Origin of the sequence: Collimonas antrihumi (assembly GCF_018304965.1) — a bacterium.
GTDB lineage: Bacteria > Pseudomonadota > Gammaproteobacteria > Burkholderiales > Burkholderiaceae_D > Collimonas > Collimonas antrihumi.
On sequence record NZ_JAGQED010000004.1, the window covers coordinates 1 to 19,134 of the forward strand.

At 56.4% G+C, this 19,134-nt stretch carries 17 protein-coding genes, 1 rRNA gene and 1 riboswitch; of the genes, 11 read left to right on the forward strand and 7 right to left on the reverse strand.

Annotated features, from left to right (window positions below):
- The 5 genes from rrf to KHU29_RS05270 form a co-directional block, all read left to right on the forward strand.
- Nucleotides 1-101, forward strand: a 5S ribosomal RNA gene (gene rrf / locus KHU29_RS05250); the annotation flags it as partial.
- 177 nt (nucleotides 102-278) lie between these two features.
- Nucleotides 279-857 carry a Holliday junction branch migration protein RuvA gene (gene ruvA, locus KHU29_RS05255; protein WP_211451639.1) on the forward strand — a complete coding sequence of 193 codons (579 nt, stop codon included), beginning with the start codon at nucleotides 279-281 and terminating at the stop codon, nucleotides 855-857.
- Nucleotides 858-983: 126 nt separating this feature from the next.
- A complete protein-coding gene (gene ruvB, locus KHU29_RS05260; protein ID WP_211451640.1) occupies nucleotides 984-2,042 on the forward strand; it encodes a Holliday junction branch migration DNA helicase RuvB in 1,059 nt (352 codons plus the stop codon).
- Between the two features lie 55 nt (nucleotides 2,043-2,097).
- Complete coding sequence (locus KHU29_RS05265; RefSeq protein WP_211451641.1) at nucleotides 2,098-2,550, forward strand: YaiI/YqxD family protein; 453 nt, start codon at nucleotides 2,098-2,100, stop codon at nucleotides 2,548-2,550.
- A gap of 140 nt (nucleotides 2,551-2,690) precedes the next feature.
- Nucleotides 2,691-3,533, forward strand: a complete 843-nt coding sequence (locus KHU29_RS05270; RefSeq protein ID WP_211451642.1) for a 2-keto-4-pentenoate hydratase — start codon at nucleotides 2,691-2,693, stop codon at nucleotides 3,531-3,533.
- A 104-nt stretch (nucleotides 3,534-3,637) separates the two neighbouring features.
- On the opposite strand, the gene KHU29_RS05275 is transcribed toward KHU29_RS05270, so the two are convergent.
- Together KHU29_RS05275 and KHU29_RS05280 are read right to left on the reverse strand one after the other, a co-directional pair.
- Nucleotides 3,638-4,099, reverse strand: a complete 462-nt coding sequence (locus KHU29_RS05275; protein WP_211451643.1) for a DUF2147 domain-containing protein — start codon at nucleotides 4,097-4,099, stop codon at nucleotides 3,638-3,640.
- A gap of 68 nt (nucleotides 4,100-4,167) precedes the next feature.
- On the reverse strand, nucleotides 4,168-7,002 hold the full coding sequence (locus KHU29_RS05280) for a valine--tRNA ligase (RefSeq protein ID WP_211451644.1): 2,835 nt from the start codon (nucleotides 7,000-7,002) through the stop codon (nucleotides 4,168-4,170).
- 258 nt (nucleotides 7,003-7,260) lie between these two features.
- Nucleotides 7,261-7,368: riboswitch (TPP riboswitch) on the forward strand.
- Between the two features lie 100 nt (nucleotides 7,369-7,468).
- Here KHU29_RS05280 and thiC point away from each other — a divergent pair.
- From thiC to thiE, 5 genes are all read left to right on the forward strand, one after another.
- Nucleotides 7,469-9,382 carry a phosphomethylpyrimidine synthase ThiC gene (thiC, locus tag KHU29_RS05285; protein ID WP_211451645.1) on the forward strand — a complete coding sequence of 638 codons (1,914 nt, stop codon included), beginning with the start codon at nucleotides 7,469-7,471 and terminating at the stop codon, nucleotides 9,380-9,382.
- Between the two features lie 245 nt (nucleotides 9,383-9,627).
- Entirely contained in the window at nucleotides 9,628-9,828 is a 201-nt protein-coding gene (gene thiS / locus KHU29_RS05290; protein ID WP_211451900.1) for a sulfur carrier protein ThiS, read from the forward strand.
- Between the two features lie 99 nt (nucleotides 9,829-9,927).
- Entirely contained in the window at nucleotides 9,928-10,725 is a 798-nt protein-coding gene (locus KHU29_RS05295; RefSeq protein ID WP_211451646.1) for a thiazole synthase, read from the forward strand.
- Nucleotides 10,726-10,745: 20 nt separating this feature from the next.
- A complete protein-coding gene (gene thiD, locus KHU29_RS05300) occupies nucleotides 10,746-11,558 on the forward strand; it encodes a bifunctional hydroxymethylpyrimidine kinase/phosphomethylpyrimidine kinase (RefSeq protein WP_211451902.1) in 813 nt (270 codons plus the stop codon).
- A 4-nt stretch (nucleotides 11,559-11,562) separates the two neighbouring features.
- Complete coding sequence (gene thiE, locus KHU29_RS05305; RefSeq protein WP_211451647.1) at nucleotides 11,563-12,177, forward strand: thiamine phosphate synthase; 615 nt, start codon at nucleotides 11,563-11,565, stop codon at nucleotides 12,175-12,177.
- A 62-nt stretch (nucleotides 12,178-12,239) separates the two neighbouring features.
- Here thiE and KHU29_RS05310 read toward each other — a convergent pair whose 3' ends face one another.
- Together KHU29_RS05310 and KHU29_RS05315 are read right to left on the reverse strand one after the other, a co-directional pair.
- Nucleotides 12,240-12,728 carry a Dps family protein gene (locus KHU29_RS05310; protein WP_211451648.1) on the reverse strand — a complete coding sequence of 163 codons (489 nt, stop codon included), beginning with the start codon at nucleotides 12,726-12,728 and terminating at the stop codon, nucleotides 12,240-12,242.
- A gap of 99 nt (nucleotides 12,729-12,827) precedes the next feature.
- Nucleotides 12,828-14,090, reverse strand: a complete 1,263-nt coding sequence (locus KHU29_RS05315; RefSeq protein WP_246541543.1) for an MFS transporter — start codon at nucleotides 14,088-14,090, stop codon at nucleotides 12,828-12,830.
- Between the two features lie 219 nt (nucleotides 14,091-14,309).
- Between KHU29_RS05315 and KHU29_RS05320 the strand changes: the two genes are divergently transcribed.
- On the forward strand, nucleotides 14,310-16,589 hold the full coding sequence (locus tag KHU29_RS05320; RefSeq protein ID WP_211451649.1) for a UvrD-helicase domain-containing protein: 2,280 nt from the start codon (nucleotides 14,310-14,312) through the stop codon (nucleotides 16,587-16,589).
- Nucleotides 16,590-16,708: 119 nt separating this feature from the next.
- Here the strand turns inward: KHU29_RS05320 and KHU29_RS05325 are convergent, their stop codons facing one another.
- The 3 genes from KHU29_RS05325 to KHU29_RS05335 all read right to left on the reverse strand — a co-directional run bounded on the left by KHU29_RS05325 (nucleotide 16,709) and on the right by KHU29_RS05335 (nucleotide 19,086).
- A complete protein-coding gene (locus KHU29_RS05325) occupies nucleotides 16,709-17,515 on the reverse strand; it encodes a BPSS1780 family membrane protein (protein ID WP_211451650.1) in 807 nt (268 codons plus the stop codon).
- 47 nt (nucleotides 17,516-17,562) lie between these two features.
- The gene (locus KHU29_RS05330; protein ID WP_211451651.1) at nucleotides 17,563-18,519 is read right to left on the reverse strand and encodes a homoserine kinase; all 957 of its coding nucleotides are present in this window, start codon (nucleotides 18,517-18,519) and stop codon (nucleotides 17,563-17,565) included.
- A 129-nt stretch (nucleotides 18,520-18,648) separates the two neighbouring features.
- Entirely contained in the window at nucleotides 18,649-19,086 is a 438-nt protein-coding gene (locus tag KHU29_RS05335) for a hypothetical protein (protein ID WP_211451652.1), read from the reverse strand.
- Nucleotides 19,087-19,134: the final 48 nt, after the last annotated feature.

A 19,134-nucleotide genomic window follows, 5' to 3' on the forward strand; every position in this document is an offset into this window, starting at 1 on the left:
AGCGAGTTGGTACCACCCCTTCCCATCCCGAACAGGACCGTGAAACGACTTTGCGCCGATGATAGTGCTGCAACCAGTGTGAAAGTAGGTCATCGTCAGGCTTTTATTAAAAAACCCTCTGAACCAACCGTTCAGAGGGTTTTTGCTTTGTGTTTTCGATTAATGCTGATACACGCGCGGCATCATTTCCAGCAATTTCAGCTTTACAGCAACAAAACCACTGTGTTTTTAACCAGTTGTCCTGTATGATTCATTGATTCACATAAAGGCCAACTGCGATGATAGGTCGTCTTTCCGGGGTTCTGCTCGAAAAAAATCCTCCACAACTATTGATTGATTGCAACGGCGTCGGCTATGAAGTCGGTGTGCCGATGAGCACTTTCTATAATCTGCCGGGGCTGGGTGAAAAGGTGGCTTTGCTGACGCATCTGGCGATACGCGAAGATGCGCATGTCTTGTACGGTTTTGGCACAGCTGAAGAGCGTAATGTATTCAAGCAACTGATCAAGATCAGCGGAGTTGGCGCCCGTACCGCACTGTCCATCTTGTCCGGCATGTCGGTGCAAGACCTGGCGCAGGCGATCACCATGCAGGAAGCCGGCCGGTTGACCAAAGTGCCCGGTATCGGCAAGAAAACAGCCGAACGCCTGTTGCTCGAATTGAAAGGCAAGTTAGGCGCTGACCTCGGACCGGTCGGTAGCCATCATGCCAGCGATGTCAGCGGCGATATCTTGAATGCCCTGATTGCGCTTGGCTATTCGGACAAGGAAGCCATGTTGGCGCTGAAGCAGTTGCCGCCGGATGCCAGCGTGTCGGATGGAATCAAATTGGCATTGAAGGCGTTGTCCAAGCTATAAGTATGTAGCAGCAAGTTGCAGCAGCAAGTTGTAGCAGGACGGCACAAAGCTGATCATTATTGCTTTATTGGTGGGGCGGATGTCTTTTTTTATATCTAATCGCTACAGTCTGGCTACAATCCGACCATGAGTATCCAAACCGACGATTTCACCGAACAGCGCATTATCGCTGCCACGCCTGCTTCGCCGAACGAGGAGGCGATCGAGCGTGCCTTGCGGCCCAAGCAACTGGACGAATACGTCGGCCAGGAAAAGATACGAGATCAGCTGCAGATATTCATTACCGCCGCCAGGCAACGGCGCGAAGCACTGGATCACACTTTACTGTTCGGCCCCCCGGGCTTGGGCAAGACAACGCTGGCACATATCATTGCGCGCGAAATGGGTGTCAATCTGCGCCAGACTTCAGGCCCGGTGCTGGAACGCGCCGGCGATCTGGCTGCGTTGCTGACCAATCTTGAAGCCAATGACGTGTTGTTTATCGATGAAATCCATCGTTTGTCGCCGGTGGTGGAAGAAATCCTGTATCCGGCGCTGGAAGATTATCAGATTGATATCATGATCGGCGAAGGTCCGGCAGCACGCTCGGTGCGCCTGGATCTGCAACCGTTCACGCTGGTAGGTGCAACCACCAGGGCGGGGATGCTGACTAATCCGCTGCGCGACCGCTTCGGAATCGTCGCTCGCCTCGAATTTTATACGCCGCAGCAGTTGAGCAAGATTGTGACTCGGAGTGCTTCCTTGCTGGGAGCGCCGATCGTCGACGATGGCGCCTTCGAAATTGCCAAGCGCAGTCGCGGCACGCCGCGTATCGCCAACCGACTGCTACGCCGGGTGCGTGATTATGCCGAAGTCAAAGGCAATGGCGAAATTACCAAGGCGATGGCAGATGCGGCGCTGGTCATGCTGGATGTCGATCCGGTCGGCTTCGACGTCATGGATAGAAAGTTGCTGGAAGCGGTACTGTTCAAATTCGGTGGCGGCCCGGTCGGCCTGGACAATCTTGCTGCAGCTATCGGCGAAGAACGCGACACCATCGAAGATGTGCTTGAGCCGTATCTGATTCAGCAGGGATATTTGCAGCGCACGCCGCGCGGCCGTATTGCTACTCCGCTGGCCTATACGCATTTTGGCGTAGCGCCACCGCGTACCGGCCCGAACGGTGAGTTATGGGGGCAAAATTAATCTGCCCGCAAATGCAGACGCCAGCGCTGGCCCGATACCGGCGCAGCCTGTAGCAATGCAAATCTGGGTTGATGCCGACGCATGTCCGAACGTCATCAAGGAAATCCTGTTTCGGGTCGCTGACCGACTGCAAATCGTCGTAGTCCTGGTCGCCAACAAGTTGTTGCGAGTACCACCGTCGCGCTTCATCAAGGCAGTTCAGGTACCGTCCGGCTTTGATGTTGCCGACCGTGAAATTGTTCGATTGCTGCAAGCAGGTGATCTGGTGATCACCGCTGATATTCCCTTGGCTGCCGATGTGCTTGAAAAAGGTGGCAAGGCATTGAATCCGCGTGGTGAGTTTTATACCAAAGACAACATCCGGCAGCATCTGACGATGCGTAATTTCATGGATGAGCTACGCGGTAGCGGCGTGGAAACCGGAGGTCCGGCAGCATTTAGCCAGAGCGACCGGCATTTGTTCGCATCACAGCTTGATCAGTTTTTACAAAAATCGCGAATGCGATGAATGTTTCTAATCAACGAAGAACCGCGGGCCCAGTGTCGTCCCGTAATATAAGTGTCGAAATATTAATATTTCTATGCTTGTGTAAAAATTAAACGTCACAGACAATACGATAGCCTTCACTAATAGTGTGCAAGCCAACCATGCTTATGTCTACCAAAGCTAACCGTTACGCCAACCAGCTTCTGGATGCGCGAGCGTGTGCCAAATTGATGCCGCTGTTGTCGGCCACTGACGTCCTGTCGCCGATGGATGGATACGACATCAGCAAACGCATTCTGGATGCAAGTATCGGACAAGGTGCTACGCCGATCGGCCGCAAGGTCGGATTCAGCAATCGCACCATCTGGCCGAAATACGGCATCACCGCTTCGATCAACGCCCCTATCTGGGCGCATGTTTTCGACAACACCGTGCGCTACGCAGAAGACAATCGCGGGATTCAAAGCCTGGAGGGCGCGGTGCAGCCGCGTATCGAACCCGAGGTGGTGTTCAGCCTGGGAAAAACGCCGGCGCCCGATGCGGATCTGGAAGAAATCGCCGAATGCATCGAATGGATGGCGCACGCTTTCGAAATTGTCGTGTGTCCGTTCCCTGACTGGAAATTCGAAGCGGTTGATGCCATCGCGGCGTTCGGTCTGCACGGCACGCTGATTGTCGGCGAGCCGCATATGTTATCGGCCGCGACCCGTCGCAACCTTGCCAGCATGTTGGCCAATGCCAGTGTTTCGTTATCGTGCTGCACTGAAGATTCGGTTACCTTGTGCGGCGCCGGTTTCGGCAGCGATGTGCTGGACAGCCCGGTGCACGCTCTATGGCATTTGCACCAGGAGCTGAATGCGCAACGGCAGTTTGCGCCTTTGCAAGCCGGCGAGATCGTCACTACCGGTACCTGGACTGATGCGTATCCGGTACAGGCAGGGCAGACTTGGGTTAGTGCTTTTTCAGGGATTGCATTACCGGGCCTGACTGTATCGTTCGTTTAAGCTGCTCACGCTATTTGTTAGCGTTAGCAAGAAAAATGCCGTTCAGCTAACAGCTTGAACGGCATTTCTTTTTTGCGAAACAGTGTGCTTTGGTGGCAAGCGAATTATTCTTCGCGTATCCAGGTCTGGGTACGGCCCAGCAAAGGTACGCCGATATAACCGCGTACATTCAATTTCTTGCCATCGTCGACCAGCGCCATTTTGCTTTTGTAGACCTTGCCGTTATCCGGATCGAGAATGGTGCCGCCATTGTATTCGTTGCCGTCTTTTTTCATGCCATTGATGATGGTCATGCCGAGAATAGGCTGGTCTTTCAGCTCACCTCCACATTTGACGCACTTCGGATTTTGATCCTGGCTCGGGTCGCGTAACAGCTTCTCGATTTTCCCATGCAGCACGCCATTGGCTTCGCTAATACGGATCAATGCTTTAGGTTTGCCAGTATGATCATCGATATTTTTCCACAGGCCGACCGCTGAACTGGTGTCTTGTGCAAAAGCGCCGCCAGCCAGCAAGGCGCTGCTGGCGATTGCCGCCGTCAAAAGTCGTATTAAAAGTCTATTCATGCACTGTCTCCTGTTTTTGCCGCACCAGCTACATTGCTGCAGTCTGGCGCAACATTGTTATCAAGGAATCAAGATACTTTTAATTTTGTAAACTGTTCGCGCAACTTCTCAAGGGTACCCGAAAAATTAGCCAGACGCTCCTGCTCCTGTGCAACCACCTGTGCCGGTGCTCTTGCCACAAAGCTTTCATTGCCCAACTTGGCCTGGGCTTTGACTATTTCACCCTCGATACGGGTGATTTCCTTGCCCAGCCGTTCACGTTCAGCTGCAACATCAATTTCTACTTTGAGCAGCAGCTTAGCATCACCGACAATGGATACCGGCGCTGGCGATTCGGGTAGAGTCTCTACTACTTGCACTTCTGATAATTTCGCGAGTGCTTGCAGATATGGTGCAAACGATAACAATGTACTTTGCTGCTCTGTCGAACCTGCGATGATCAGCGGCACCCGTAGCGCCGGCGACAGTTGCATCTCGCCGCGCAAATTGCGGCAAGCATCCGTCAGCGCCTTCAATTGCGTCATCCAGGTTTCAGCGTTTTCGTCGATCTTTTCCAGATTCGCTTCCGGATAAGGCTGGCGCATGATCGAATCGCCAGCTGCATCGAGCACGTGGCCGGTCAACGGCGCTACGCTTTGCCACAAAGCTTCGGTGACAAACGGAATAATCGGATGCGCCAAGCGCAACACCACTTCCAGCACGCGCAGCAAGGTGCGGCGAGTAGCGCGTTGCTGCGCTTCGTTACCTTGCTGGATCTGCACCTTGGCGACTTCCAGGTACCAGTCGCAATATTCATCCCAGACAAACTTGTAGATTGCCGAGGCGATGTTGTCGAAACGGTAGTCGGCGAAACCCTTGGCGACATCGGCTTCGGTACGCTGCAAGAGCGATACGATCCAGCGGTCGGCTTGCGAGAACTGCAGTTTCTCTTTGTCGCAGACGCCAGGCGTATGGCCGTCGAAACCGCAATCCTTGCCCTCGGTGTTCATCAGCACGAAGCGGGTAGCGTTCCACAGCTTGTTGCAGAAATTACGATAGCCGTCGCAGCGGCCGAGATCGAAATTGATATTGCGGCCCAGCGTCGCCAGCGAGGCGAATGTAAAGCGCAACGCATCGGTGCCAAAGGCTGGAATGCCATCGGCAAATTCCTTGCGGGTCGCCTTGGCGATGCTGTCGGCTTGCTTCGGATTCATCAGGCCGACCGTGCGCTTGGCCACCAGCGTTTCCAGATCGATACCGTCAATCAGATCAATCGGATCGAGCGTATTACCCTTCGACTTCGACATCTTCTGGCCATTGCCATCGCGCACCAGACCGTGCACGTAGACCGTATTGAATGGCACCTTGCCGGTAAAGTGGGTGGTCATCATGACCATCCGCGCGACCCAGAAGAAGATGATGTCAAAACCAGTGACCAGCACCGACGATGGCAGGAACATCTTGTAGTCTGGCGTTTCTTCTGGCCAGCCCAGGGTCGAGAACGGCACCAGCGCCGACGAGAACCAGGTATCGAGTACATCGTCGTCACGCTTGAGTTCGCCGGTGTAACCGGCAGCGGCGGCTTGCGCGCGGGCTGCGGCTTCATCGCGGGCGACAAAGATCTTGCCGTCGTCGGCATACCAGGCCGGGATCTGATGGCCCCACCACAGTTGGCGTGAAATGCACCAGTCCTGGATGTTGTTGAGCCACTGGTTGTAGGTGTTGCTCCAGTTCTCCGGGATCATCTGGATTTCGCCGTTAGCGACTTTTTCCAGCGCCACTTCAGCAATCGATTTACCCGGGAAGTGTGTGCCGTCCGGCGCCGGCTTGCTCATGGCGACAAACCATTGATCGGTCAGCATCGGTTCGATGACCACGCCGGTACGGTCGCCGCGCGGCACTACCAGCTTGTGCGGCTTGACCGATTCCAGCAAACCTTGTGCATCCAGGTCGGCAACGATCTGCTTGCGCGCCACGAAGCGGTCCATGCCCTGATACTGGGCCGGGCCGTTTTCATTGATCTTGGCGTCCAGCGTCAGGATCGTGATCTGCGCCAGCTGATGGCGTTGGCCAACCGCGTAATCGTTGAAATCATGGGCCGGCGTGATTTTCACGCAACCGGTGCCGAATTCCTTGTCGACATAGCTGTCGGCGATAACCGGGATTTCGCGACCGGTCAACGGCAGCTTGAGCATCTTGCCGACCAGGTGGATATAACGTTCGTCAGTCGGGTCGACTGCAACGGCAACGTCGCCCAACATGGTTTCCGGGCGCGTGGTGGCTACCGTCAGATGACCGCTGCCATCTGCGAACGGATAATGGATATGCCACATCGAACCGTCTTCTTCTTCCGACGCCACTTCCAGTTCCGAGATCGCGGTACCCAGCACCGGATCCCAGTTCACCAGCCGCTTGCCGCGGTAGATCAAGCCTTGTTCGAACAGCCGTACAAAAACTTCCACCACGGTGCCGGACAACTTGTCGTCCATCGTGAAGTATTCACGGCTCCAGTCGGTCGAAGCGCCCATGCGGCGCATCTGGCCGGTGATGGTCGAACCCGATTGCTCTTTCCATTCCCAGACTTTTTCGACGAATTTTTCACGGCCCAGATCGTGGCGCGAGATTTTCTGCGCATCAAGTTGCCGTTCGACCACAATTTGCGTAGCGATGCCCGCATGGTCGGTACCAGGGATCCAGGCCGTGTTAAAGCCGCGCATGCGGTGATAACGGGTCAAGCCATCCATGATGGTTTGATTGAAAGCGTGGCCCATGTGTAGCGTGCCAGTCACGTTGGGCGGCGGCAACTGAATGCTGAAGGACGGTTTGTCGGCGTCGGTGGTGGCAGTGTAGTACCCGCGTTTTTCCCATTCCGTACGCCAGAATTGTTCAATCTCGGCAGGGTCGAAAGACTTGGCTAATTCCATGATTTATCGGGGTTCTTTGCTAAAACGATCTAAAACGATGATTATAAAGTACGCAGCCGACTCGCTCCTAACATTGCTGGCGGGGGTGCACGGTTTTTTGACGTAAAGACAAATCGTGTAGACGAAATTGCCACGAATGGGGATTCATTGCAGCTTCTATACTTGACCTGAGATAAGGAAACCCACATTTTCGATATACCGCGAGCCGATTGCGGGTGTAAAATTCTTTCCGTTGTCTCGAGCTTTGAAAGTCGGGGCAGCAAATGCTAGGGGTCCTGATTGCTGAAATGTGAATGCAATCGGGTGAGAAATACCCTCGAACCTGATCTGGGTAATGCCAGCGAAGGGAAGCTGTCGAGAATGTTGTCGGCCGATTCACAAGACCCTACCGTGATCCCGCGCCACTAGACTCGAAAACTCCTTTGCTGGCTCCAAGCCATATGAAATACAAGCAAAGGAGCCAAAATTGAACGCCAACCCAAAATTCCTGTCCGCCACTGCTACGGTGGATGAAGCTGCAATCCATCCTCTGCCGAATTCGCGCAAGATCTATATCACCGGTTCGCGTCCCGATATCCGGGTACCGATGCGTCAAATCAGCCAGTCGGATACGCCGGCTTCGTTCGGCGCCGAAAAAAATCCGCCGATCTATGTCTACGACACTTCGGGACCGTACAGCGATCCTGATGTCAAGATCGATATCCGCTCCGGCCTGGCGACCCCGCGCCTGCCATGGATCATGGAACGTGACGACACCGAAGAATTGCCAGGTCCTAGCTCGCAATACGGCATCGAACGCCTGAACGATCCGAAGCTGGCGGAATTGCGCTTCAACCTGCACCGCAAGCCACGCCGCGCCAAGGCCGGCAAGAATGTCTCGCAGATGCACTATGCGCGCCAAGGCATCGTCACGCCGGAAATGGAATTCGTCGCAATCCGCGAAAACATGCGCCGCAAGGAATACCTGGAAGAGCTGAAAGCCTCCGGCCCGATGGGCAACAAGCTGGCCGACCTGATGGGACGCCAGCATCCGGGTCAATCGTTCGGCGCCTCGCTGCCGGCAGAAATCACGCCGGAATTCGTGCGCGACGAAATCGCCCGCGGCCGTGCGATCATTCCCGCCAACATCAATCACCCGGAAATCGAACCGATGATCATCGGCCGCAATTTCCTGGTCAAGATCAACGCCAACATCGGCAATTCCGCGGTGACATCCTCGATCGGCGAAGAAGTCGAAAAGATGACCTGGGCGATCCGCTGGGGCGGCGACAACGTCATGGATCTGTCGACCGGCAAGCACATTCATGAAACACGCGAATGGATCATCCGCAATTCGCCAGTGCCGATCGGTACCGTACCGATTTACCAGGCGTTGGAAAAGGTCAACGGCAAAGCCGAAGACCTGACCTGGGAAATTTTCCGCGACACACTGATCGAACAAGCCGAGCAGGGCGTCGATTATTTCACTATCCATGCCGGCGTGCGTCTGCAATACGTGCCGATGACTGCCAAGCGCCTGACCGGTATCGTCAGCCGTGGCGGTTCCATCATGGCGAAATGGTGCCTGGCGCATCATCGCGAATCGTTCCTGTACGATCACTTCGAAGACATCTGCGAAATCATGAAAGCCTATGACGTCAGCTTCAGCCTCGGCGACGGTTTGCGTCCAGGCTCGATCTATGACGCCAACGATGAAGCGCAACTGGGTGAACTGAAGACCTTGGGTGAACTGACCCAGATCGCCTGGAAGCACGACGTGCAAGTGATGATCGAAGGCCCGGGCCATGTGCCGATGCACCTGATCAAGGAAAACATGGACCTGCAACTGGAGCAGTGCCACGAAGCGCCGTTCTACACGCTCGGACCGTTGACGACAGACATCGCACCGGGCTACGACCACATCACTTCCGGCATCGGCGCCGCCACCATCGGCTGGTACGGCACGGCGATGCTGTGCTACGTCACGCCGAAGGAGCATCTCGGTTTGCCGAACAAGGTCGACGTCAAGGACGGCATCATCACCTACAAGATCGCAGCCCATGCAGCCGACCTGGCCAAAGGCCATCCCGGTGCGCAGATTCGCGACAACGCCCTGTCGAAAGCACGCTTCGAATTCCGTTGGGAAGATCAGTTCAATATCGGTCTCGATCCGGACAAGGCACGTGAATTCCATGACGAAACCTTGCCTAAGGATTCCGCCAAGGTAGCGCATTTCTGCTCGATGTGCGGGCCGCATTTCTGTTCCATGAAGATCACGCAGGAAGTCCGCGAATACGCCGCCGCGCAAGGGATTTCCGAAATCGCAGCGATCAAGCAGGGGATGGAAGTCAAGGCGATCGAGTTCGTCAAGAACGGTGCGGAAATCTATAGCAAGCAGTGAGGGTAATTCTAGAAACGGCAGTAGACCACTTGCTTATGTTTGGAGAGTTATATGGACACCGGAAATTTGAGAAATCTAGTCGTGCATCTAAAGGGTGAGAGCGTTACGCGCCCGATTGCACTTTTGCCGCAGCGCCTGGCGGCGTTGCTCCTCCTTGCAGGGACAAACCCTGCCGCGTCGTCGCGCCTTGCCATGCACTCCGGCAAAAGCACACTCGGGCGCGTTCTACTGCCGTCTCTAGAATGATGGAAATCGTACTCAATGGCGCGCCGCATCCGCTGGCCGACGGCGAGAACCTGGAGCAGCTGATTGTGGCGTTGGAACTGGCCGGAAAAGCGGTGGCGGTGGCGGTTAACCGGCAGGTAGTGCCGGCAAGCTTGTGGCCGCAACGCGTCTTGCAGCCAGAGGACAAGGTCGATGTGGTGCGCGCTATCGGCGGCGGCTGAAACCGTAGGGTGGGCATGCAATGCCCACGCGAACGCCGATGACGCGACTACCGCGTGGGCATACGTGCCCACCCTACAAAATCTTTTAAAGGATTTGTCATGGAATTGAACTCCACCCCTGATACCGGCCTGACCATCGCCGGCAAAACATACCGCTCACGGCTGCTGGTAGGCAGCGGCAAGTATCGTGACCTGGAGCAAACACGCGCCGCCACCGAAGCCAGCGGCGCCGAGATCATCACCGTAGCAATCCGGCGTGTCAACATCGGCCAGGATCCGAAGGCGCCCAACTTGCTGGATGTGGTGCCGCCATCGCGTTACACCATATTGCCCAACACTGCGGGTTGCTATACCGCGGCCGATGCAGTTTATACGCTGCAACTCGGGCGTGAACTGCTGAACGGGCACAAACTGGCCAAGCTGGAAGTACTGGGCGACGAGCGAACGCTGTTCCCCAATATGCCGGAGACATTGAAAGCAGCCGAGGCCTTGGTCAAGGATGGTTTCGATGTCATGGTGTATTGCAGCGACGATCCGATCCAGGCGCGGATACTGGAAGAAATCGGCTGCGTGGCGGTGATGCCGCTGGCGTCGCTGATCGGTTCCGGCATGGGCATTTTGAATCCATGGAATCTGTCGCTGATCATCGAGCAGGCCAAAGTGCCGGTGCTGGTCGATGCCGGCGTCGGCACTGCATCTGATGCAGCGATTGCGATGGAGCTGGGCTGCGATGGCGTGTTGATGAATACCGCGATTGCGGGCGCGCAGGATCCGATCCGCATGGCCAGGGCGATGCGGCTGGCGATCGAAGCCGGACGCGAAGCCTTTCTCGCCGGCCGGATTCCGAAGCGCTTTGCGGCATCGCCATCTTCTCCCATGGCCGGACGAATCAAGTGAGCACCTCGGTAAACATCGACATGGCAGGTGCAGCAGCGCCGGCCTGCGTGCTGGTGTTTTCCGGTTCGGACCCGAGCGGCGGCGCCGGCATGCAAGCCGACATCGCCGCGATTGCGGCACTCGGCGCGCATCCGTTGTCGGTAGTGACCGTGTTGACGGTGCAGGACAACGAGCGGGTGTTCGGTGTTTTTCCGGTGGCTACGGATCTGGTGCGGCAGCAGGCGCAGGTGTTGGTCGATCGTATCGACATATCCGCGGTCAAATTGGGCATCGTCGGCAATCGCGCCAATGCTGAAACGATTGCCGCAATCATTCGTGATTTGCGTTCACGGCAACCGAATTTGCCTGTGGTGTTCGATCCGGTGCTGGCGACGGGTCATGGCGACAGTTTGGCTAGTGAAGATCCGATAGTGGCGCTTGAACCTTTGTTTGCACTTGCCACGGTGATTACGCCGAACCGTATCGAAGCGGATCGCCTGTGCGGCGCCCAGGCAAGTCCTGAGCAACAAGCGGCGATGCTGCTTGAACGGGGTTGCCAACATGTATTGCTGAAAGGCGGCCATGGTCCGGAACGTCATGAAGTATTGAATCGCTGGATCAGCAGAACACAGCATCGCAGCTGGAGCTGGCCGCGCTTGCCCGGCGAGTTTCACGGCAGTGGCTGCACGCTGGCGGCGGCACTGTCAGCGTTGCTGGCGCAAGGTCGGGATATCGAACAGGCGATCGATGCCGCCCAAATTTATTGCCAGCAGACTCTGGCCGAATCCTATGCGATTGCTGCCGGCCAGCGCATACCGAGCCGGACTCTGCCATTTCTAAAATTACGAGGATAAAGCGATGAAGGGCCTATACATCGTCACACCCGATTGGGATGACACCGAGAAGCTGCTACGCGTAACCGAGCAAGCCTTGCAAGGCGGCGCGGCGCTGCTGCAGTATCGCCACAAAACCGCCGATGCAGCATTGCGGCAGCAACAGGCGGAAGCGTTGCTGAGCCTGTGCCGTCGTTACCAGCGGCCGTTCATCATCAACGATTATGTGGATCTGTGCCTGGCGCTGGATGCGGATGGCATTCACGTCGGCGGCACCGATGCCAGCGTGGCGGAGGTGCGGGCTATGGTTGGTGCGGACAAGATCGTCGGCGCTTCCTGCTATGGCGACCTGGAACTGGCGCATGCCGCGTATCGTGCCGGCGCCAGCTATGTGGCGTTCGGTGGATTCTATCCATCGCGCGTCAAGAAATATCCGGTAACCACACCGCCAGATATCGTCACGCGGGCCAAGGCGGAAATCGCTGTGCCGAACGTAGTTATTGGCGGCATGACGCAAGAGAATGCGGTGCCTTTGATTGCTGCCGGTGCTGATATGGTGGCCGCCATCAGCAGTGTTTATCTGGCCGACGATCCAACCGCCGCTGCACGCAGTTTCGCTGCCTTGTTTGAAAACAGATAGTCACTCATGATCGCGGTTACAAGCCGGTCGTAACCGCAATCAATTGTTTTCGGGGGAGCCTGTCAGGTTTCCAGCAAACTACGCAGCATCCACGCATTTTTTTCATGCAGTTGCATACGTTGCGTCAGCAAATCCGCAGTTGGTTCATCCGCCGCAGCATCTACCACCGGGAAAATCGAACGAGCGGTGCGGGTCACGGCTTCCTGTCCCTGCACCAGTTGCTGGATCATGGCAGTCGCGTTCGGTACGCCTTCTTCTTCCGAAATCGAAGTCAGCTTGGCAAAGGCCTTGTAGGTCGCCGGCGCAGGATAGCCGAGCGCGCGTATCCGTTCCGCAATCAAGTCCACCGCCAGCCAGAGTTCGTTGTACTGGGTCTCGAACATCAGGTGCAATGTATTGAACATCGGCCCGGTCACGTTCCAGTGGAAATTGTGGGTTTTCAGATACAGGGTGTAGGTATCGGCCAGCAACTTGCTGAGCCCGTCGGCGATCTTCTTGCGGTCCTTGTCGCTGATGCCGATGTCGATGATTGCGACGCTTTTCTTTACCATTGCGCTACTCCTTCTAACAGTGATGGTTGAAGACTTGCAGCTCAATTCTATGTCAATTTGCAAGTGGCAAAGAAATGCATCTGTTTTAGCGATGCCCTCTTAGCGCGCGACGGCAGTGCTTGATGCCACCTGCGAACGGCGATACATGCTGACGGTCAACGCCACCGCCGCCAGCGATGCAGCTGCGGCAAACAGGAATACCTCGGGATAGCCGAACTCGCTCACGATCAATCCCGCCAGCGGACCGGTCACGCCCAGCGCGAGATCCAGGAATACCGAGTATGCGCCCAAGGCGCTGCCGCGGTTATTGGCCGGCACCAGATTCACAGCCTCCACCCCGAGCGCAGGGAAGATCAAGGCAAAACCGAAGCCGGTGAGCGCCGCGCCAACCAACGCCAGCGACGGTGAACCGGCTTGCCACAGCAACAGCAAGCCGAGCGCTTCCACCGAAAAACAGATGATGGCGACCCGGAAGCCGCCAAAGCGCGAGATAGTGTGGGCAAACAGCAGGCGCGCGCCGACAAAGAAGGTGCCGAACATGGTCAGTGCAAACGCTGCATTCGGCCACTGGTGGCTGGCATAAAACAAGGTGATGAAAGTGGCGATGGAGCCGAAACCGATCGAACCCAACGCGAGGCCCATGCCGTGCGGAAATACTTTGCGCAATACGTGTTGAAACGGCAAGTGTTCGCCGCGCACCACCGCGGTCGCGGCCTTTATGCGGGCAAGGAAGAAGCCACCTAGCGACAATACTGCGACGGTAGCGCCCACTGCAGCTAAACCCCAGGTATGGGCGATCACCACGCCTAGCGGCGCGCCGATGGCCAGTGCGCCATAGGTGGCGATGCCGTTCCAGGAAATCATGCGTGCCGTGTGCCGGGCGCCAACCCGGCCTATGCCCCAGGTAATTGCACCGGTGCCCACCATGCTCTCGCCGCAGCCAAGCACCAGGCGGCCGATCAGCAGGATGGCCAGGCTAAGCGCAGGCGTGTGGGTAAAAAACGCCGCTATGAGCAGGAAGGCGCCGCTGAGGCTGCAACCGATCAAGCCTCGCAATACGGCGGTTTTGGGACCGACCGAATCGGCCATGCGGCCAGCCAGCGGGCGGCTCAGCAAAGTTGCCAGGTACTGCATGCTGATCGCCAGGCCAGCCAGCACTGAGCTGTAGCCGAGGTCGGTGTGGACGTAGCCGGGCAGCACTGCCAGCGGAATGCCGATGGCCAGATAGCAAATGAAAGTAAAAAATGCAGTGGAGACAATATGGAAAGAAACTGCAGTCTCGGGGATTGCGGCGATTGCCGGGGTCTCGACGGCCCCGGATGGTGACGGGCTGGCGCGGTCGAGACGAACTTCTTCTGACATGATGGACGACTTGGTAGGTGGGGGTTGATTGTTACGAAGGTGTAGACAATGATGCAATGCGGTATTTTACCCTTCTAGCCCGGATATTGCCGGCGCCGGCAATTTCGGCCATAAGTTCCAACTGAGTTACGCTGAGTTCAACCGGGTTAAACCGGCTTAAGCCAAGATCAATCATGATCTGGTCATCAGGCAAGTGCGCCCTCAGCTTATAATGTGGGGATGCAAAATCTTCTTCACAACCTCAATCCAGAACAACTCGCGGCAGTTACCTTACCTGGGCAATCTGCACTTATCCTGGCTGGCGCCGGCTCCGGCAAGACGCGCGTGCTGACCACGCGCATCGCCTGGCTGATCCAGACCGGCCAGGTATCGCCGGCCGGCGTGCTGGCGGTGACGTTTACCAATAAAGCCTCGAAAGAAATGATGATGCGCTTGTCGGCGATGTTGCCGATCAACACGCGCGGCATGTGGATCGGCACTTTCCACGGCTTGTGCAATCGGCTGCTGCGCGCCCATTATCGCGATGCCGGATTGCCGCAGACCTTTCAGATCCTGGATTCGCAAGACCAGTTGTCGGCGATCAAGCGCTTGCTGAAAGCGATGAATGTCGATGATGAAAAATATCCACCGCGCAATCTGATGTACTTCATCAACGGCGCCAAGGATCAAGGTTTGCGGGCCAATGAAGTCGAAGCAAACGACGACTACAACCGCAAGTTCGTCGAGCTGTACGATTTGTACGACCAGCAATGCCAGCGCGAAGGCGTGGTCGATTTTGCCGAGCTGCTGTTGCGCACCTATGAACTGCTGAGCCGCAACCAGCCATTGCGTGAGCATTATCAGTCGCGTTTCCAGCACATCCTGGTGGACGAGTTCCAGGATACCAACGATCTGCAATACAAATGGTTGAAACTGATGGCCGGCCAGCGTGGCGCGGTGTTTGCCGTCGGCGATGACGACCAGAGCATCTACGCTTTCCGTGGCGCCAATGTCGGCAACATGAGCGCGTTCGAGCACGAATTCCGGGTCGAAAACGTGATCAAGCTGGAACAGAATTATCGTTCGCACGGCCATATCCTGGATAGCGCCAATACCCTGATCGCCAACAACAGCAAACGTCTCGGCAAGAATCTGCGCACCGATGCCGGTCATGGCGAACCGGTCAGAATCTACGAAGCCACCAGCGATTTGCAGGAAGCGCAGTGGATTATCGAAGAAACCAAGAGCCTGATCAATGAAGGCGCCGCACGGAGCGAAATCGCGGTGCTGTACCGCTCCAATGCGCAGTCGCGGGTGATTGAACATGCGTTGGTGGCGTCCGGCATTCCATATCGCGTCTACGGCGGCCAGCGTTATTTCGAGCGTGCCGAAGTCAAACATGCGGTCGCCTATTTGCAGCTGATGGACAATCCGCACAATGATTCGGCCTTCTTGCGTGTGGTGAATTTCCCAGCGCGTGGAATTGGCGCACGCTCCCTGGAACAACTGCAGGATGCAGCCAAACAATACGGCATCTCCTTGTACGCGGCGGTGCCGTATGTTGCCGGCAAGGCTGGCGCCACGTTAGGCTCCTTCCTGAAGCTGATCGAAGGCGGGCGTTTTGAAACCCAGCATCTGCCGCTGCCGGAAATGGTGCAGATCGTGCTCGACATGAGCGGGTTGATGCAGCACTACCGCAACGAAAGGGAAGGCGCCGATCGTATCGAGAATCTGGAGCAGCTAGTCAATGCTGCCGCCTTGTTTGTATCGGAAGAAGGATTTGGCGCTGACGCACCGGCCTTGCTCGGACCCAAGGCTCAGGCAGTGTCAGGTGCGGCAATCACGACTGCCGACGGCATTGAAATTTTCGATGCCGATGCACCGTTGGCGGCGGTGATGTCGCCGTTGTCGGCGTTCCTTTCGCATGCTTCGCTGGAGGCTGGGAATAATCAGGCTCAGGCTGGCGAGGACGCCTTGCAACTGATGACGGTGCATTCCGCCAAGGGTCTGGAGTTCGATGCGGTGTTCATCACCGGTCTGGAAGAAGGCTTGTTCCCGCACGAGAATTCGCAGAAAGAAGACGCCGGCGTAGAAGAAGAACGCCGTCTGATGTACGTCGCCATCACGCGCGCCAAGAAGCGTCTTTACATGAGTTTTTCGCAAACCCGGATGCTGCACGGCCAGACCCGTTACAACATGCGTTCACGCTTTTTTGACGAGCTGCCGGAAGATGCCTTGAAATGGCTGTCGCCGAAAGTGCAGCAGCATAGCTGGTTTGCGAATTCGAAATCGGCCTGGGACGAGGCGCCGGAGAAGGCGGCCAACAGCATCGCCAAGAATTTCGGCAAGCGCGATATCGGCTGGCGCATAGGCGAAAATGTGGAGCACCTGAAATTCGGTGAAGGCGTGATCGTCAATATCGAAGGCAGCGGCGGCAACGCCCGTGCCCATATCAATTTCGGCAAGCACGGCATGAAGTTGCTGGATCTGAGTGTGGCGAAGCTGGAGAAGGTCGCGTAGGGTGGGCATTTATGCCCACGCGTGACCGCGATACCGGAGTAAAGGCCCGCGTGGCGCGGAAACAGGTATGTTGCGTGTTGTGATTTCCGCGTGGGCACAAAAGCGTGCCCACCCTACGTTTACTCTTGCGTAGGGGTTTCCTGCGCTTCCTGCGACGGTGGCAAATCTGCCCCCGGCTTGCCGAAGATGTGGGTATACGTCGGGTAGAAAGAGCAGTACATCACGACTGTCAGTGCAATCGATAGCGGTAACAGGATCATGAGCGTGACAGCCTGATTGCCGACCAGCACCGCAATCAATACGCTGATGATCGCCGGCAGCACAACGCCGATGGCGGCCCACGCCAGTCCATAGACGGTGAAGGCTTTCATCTCACGCGATACTGCAAAGAAGCTGTAGAAAATGGCTTTCGATACGCCCATTTTTTGCCACATGATAAGCGGGGCCGCATACCAGAACGCCATTGCCGCCGGGACGTAGACCGCGGCAGAAAACAGCATCGCCAGCGACATGTTGGACTGTTGAATCTCTTTGGCGTCGAGCGCGGTCTGGCCGGTTATCGCGGTCCAGAACACGCCGCCGTCAATCAGGGTCGAGGCGGCAAGTGCAATGACAGCCGCCACCAGGTAGAGGGCGCCCAGTGTCAGCAGGTTCTTCAAGGCCGGCGAGCGAAAGCCGATCAGCAACAGATTGGGATAGACGCGTTTGCCTTGTTCAATATTCACGCAAGCCTGCATGAAGGACATGGCAAATACCGGGACCAGAACCAGCGGCAGCACCTGTCCCAACAGCGGGACGATATTGAGCGCCAGCATCAAGAACATATAGGCCAGGAACAGCGTGGAGATTTCGGCCGGTTGTTTGCGGAACAGCGCAAACCCTTCCTTTATCCATATCCATCCGGTTTTTGCAGGCAATTTTTCCATTATTTCAATCAAGAATTTCGTTTAGGAATGCCGTTTAAGAATTCCGTTCAATACAAGGCTGGGGCCGGGTGGGCCACACGTTGTCGCAAAATCCGTTCGAAGTGGACGGGATCGTGCGGTGTCAACATTTCTGCAGCGCGCGGTAGATAAAAGTCATAGAGTCGCGATAGCCAGAAGCGCAGGGCGCCGGCACGCAACATTGTTTGCCAGGCGTCTTGCTCTGCAGCGCTGAACGGGCGCACCGCATGGTATGCATCCAGCATCGCTCTTACCCTGATCATGTCAAGCTGGCCGTCAGTCAGGTTAATGCACCAGTCATTCACCGTCACTGCCAGGTCAAACAGCCAGGTATCGCAACCGGCGAAGTAGAAATCAAAAAATCCTGTCAGCCGGTCGCCGTCGAACATCACATTGTTGCGGAACAGGTCGGCGTGGACCGGGCCGTTCGGCAGTTGGCGATAAGCCTCAGAGGCGGCGAATGTCTCCTGGAACGCCATCTCGCTGCGCAACAGTTGTTGCCCGTCTGCCGGCAGATACGGCAATACCACTGGAGTGGTTTCGCGCCACCAGGACAGACCGCGCAAATTGGGTTGGCGAATTGGAAAGTCTTGTGCCGCCAGATGCATTTTTGCCAGCATTGCGCCCACTTCAGCGCAATGTACCGCTGCCGGAGCCAGTTGGCAATCGCCCTCCAGCTTGGTGACGATGGCTGCCGGCTTGCCGTGCAGGGGATTAAGGATCTGGCCTTGCAGGTTGGCGACAGGTTCGGGCACCAGTACGCCGCGCTGCGCCAGATGGCGCATCAATTCCAGGTAAAACGGCAATTGTTCGAAACTCAGCTTTTCAAACACCGTCAGCACATATTCTCCGCGCTCGGTATTGATGAAAAAATTACTGTTTTCGATGCCGGAGGAAATCCCCCTGATTGCCAGTGCCTTGCCTAAGGAAAAGGGAGGGATCCACTGTGTGAGATCGTCTAGCGTGACGGGGGTAAATACTGCCATGGGAAAAATCGGAGATCGGAGAAAGGACAAGGCCAATGCCATGTCGGAATAATGTCGGAATAAATACGCGACGTACACGCGGCGTTTACCTACCGCGCGCGCCGCGTGGCTACGGTTGCTTTTACTTAATCAGTTCTTGGGTGTCGCCACTGTCGGTGGCGGCAAGCCTGCGTCGGCGTCAGCCTGTGCCGCCTCGCCTTCCTTACGCTGCTTGCGGCCCATGTCGAATTCCTTGATCTGCCATTGCGCTCCGCGTACCGGCCCATCGCCTGCCTGCATAGTGCCCGCGGTCGACTGCGGCTTCACGTAGTACGTACTGCCGCCGCTATTGACCTTGATTTCGGTGACCTTGCCTTGTTCAGTTTTTTGCGTGATGTCGCCTGGCGCTTCACCCGGCTTGCGGACGGTGACGGACGGCGCTTCGCCTTCTTCCAGCTTTTGCAGCTCAGGTGGCGGCGGCGCGACGGTCTTGGCCGGTTGGCTTGCTTGTTGTGCCGCAACAAGCAAGGGTGTTGCCAATGAGGCAATACATACAGTCAACAACTGCCAGACTTTTGATTTATTCATGAGAATTTGGCTACCTTGAGTAAAGCAAGATGGAAGTCTTCATTGTAA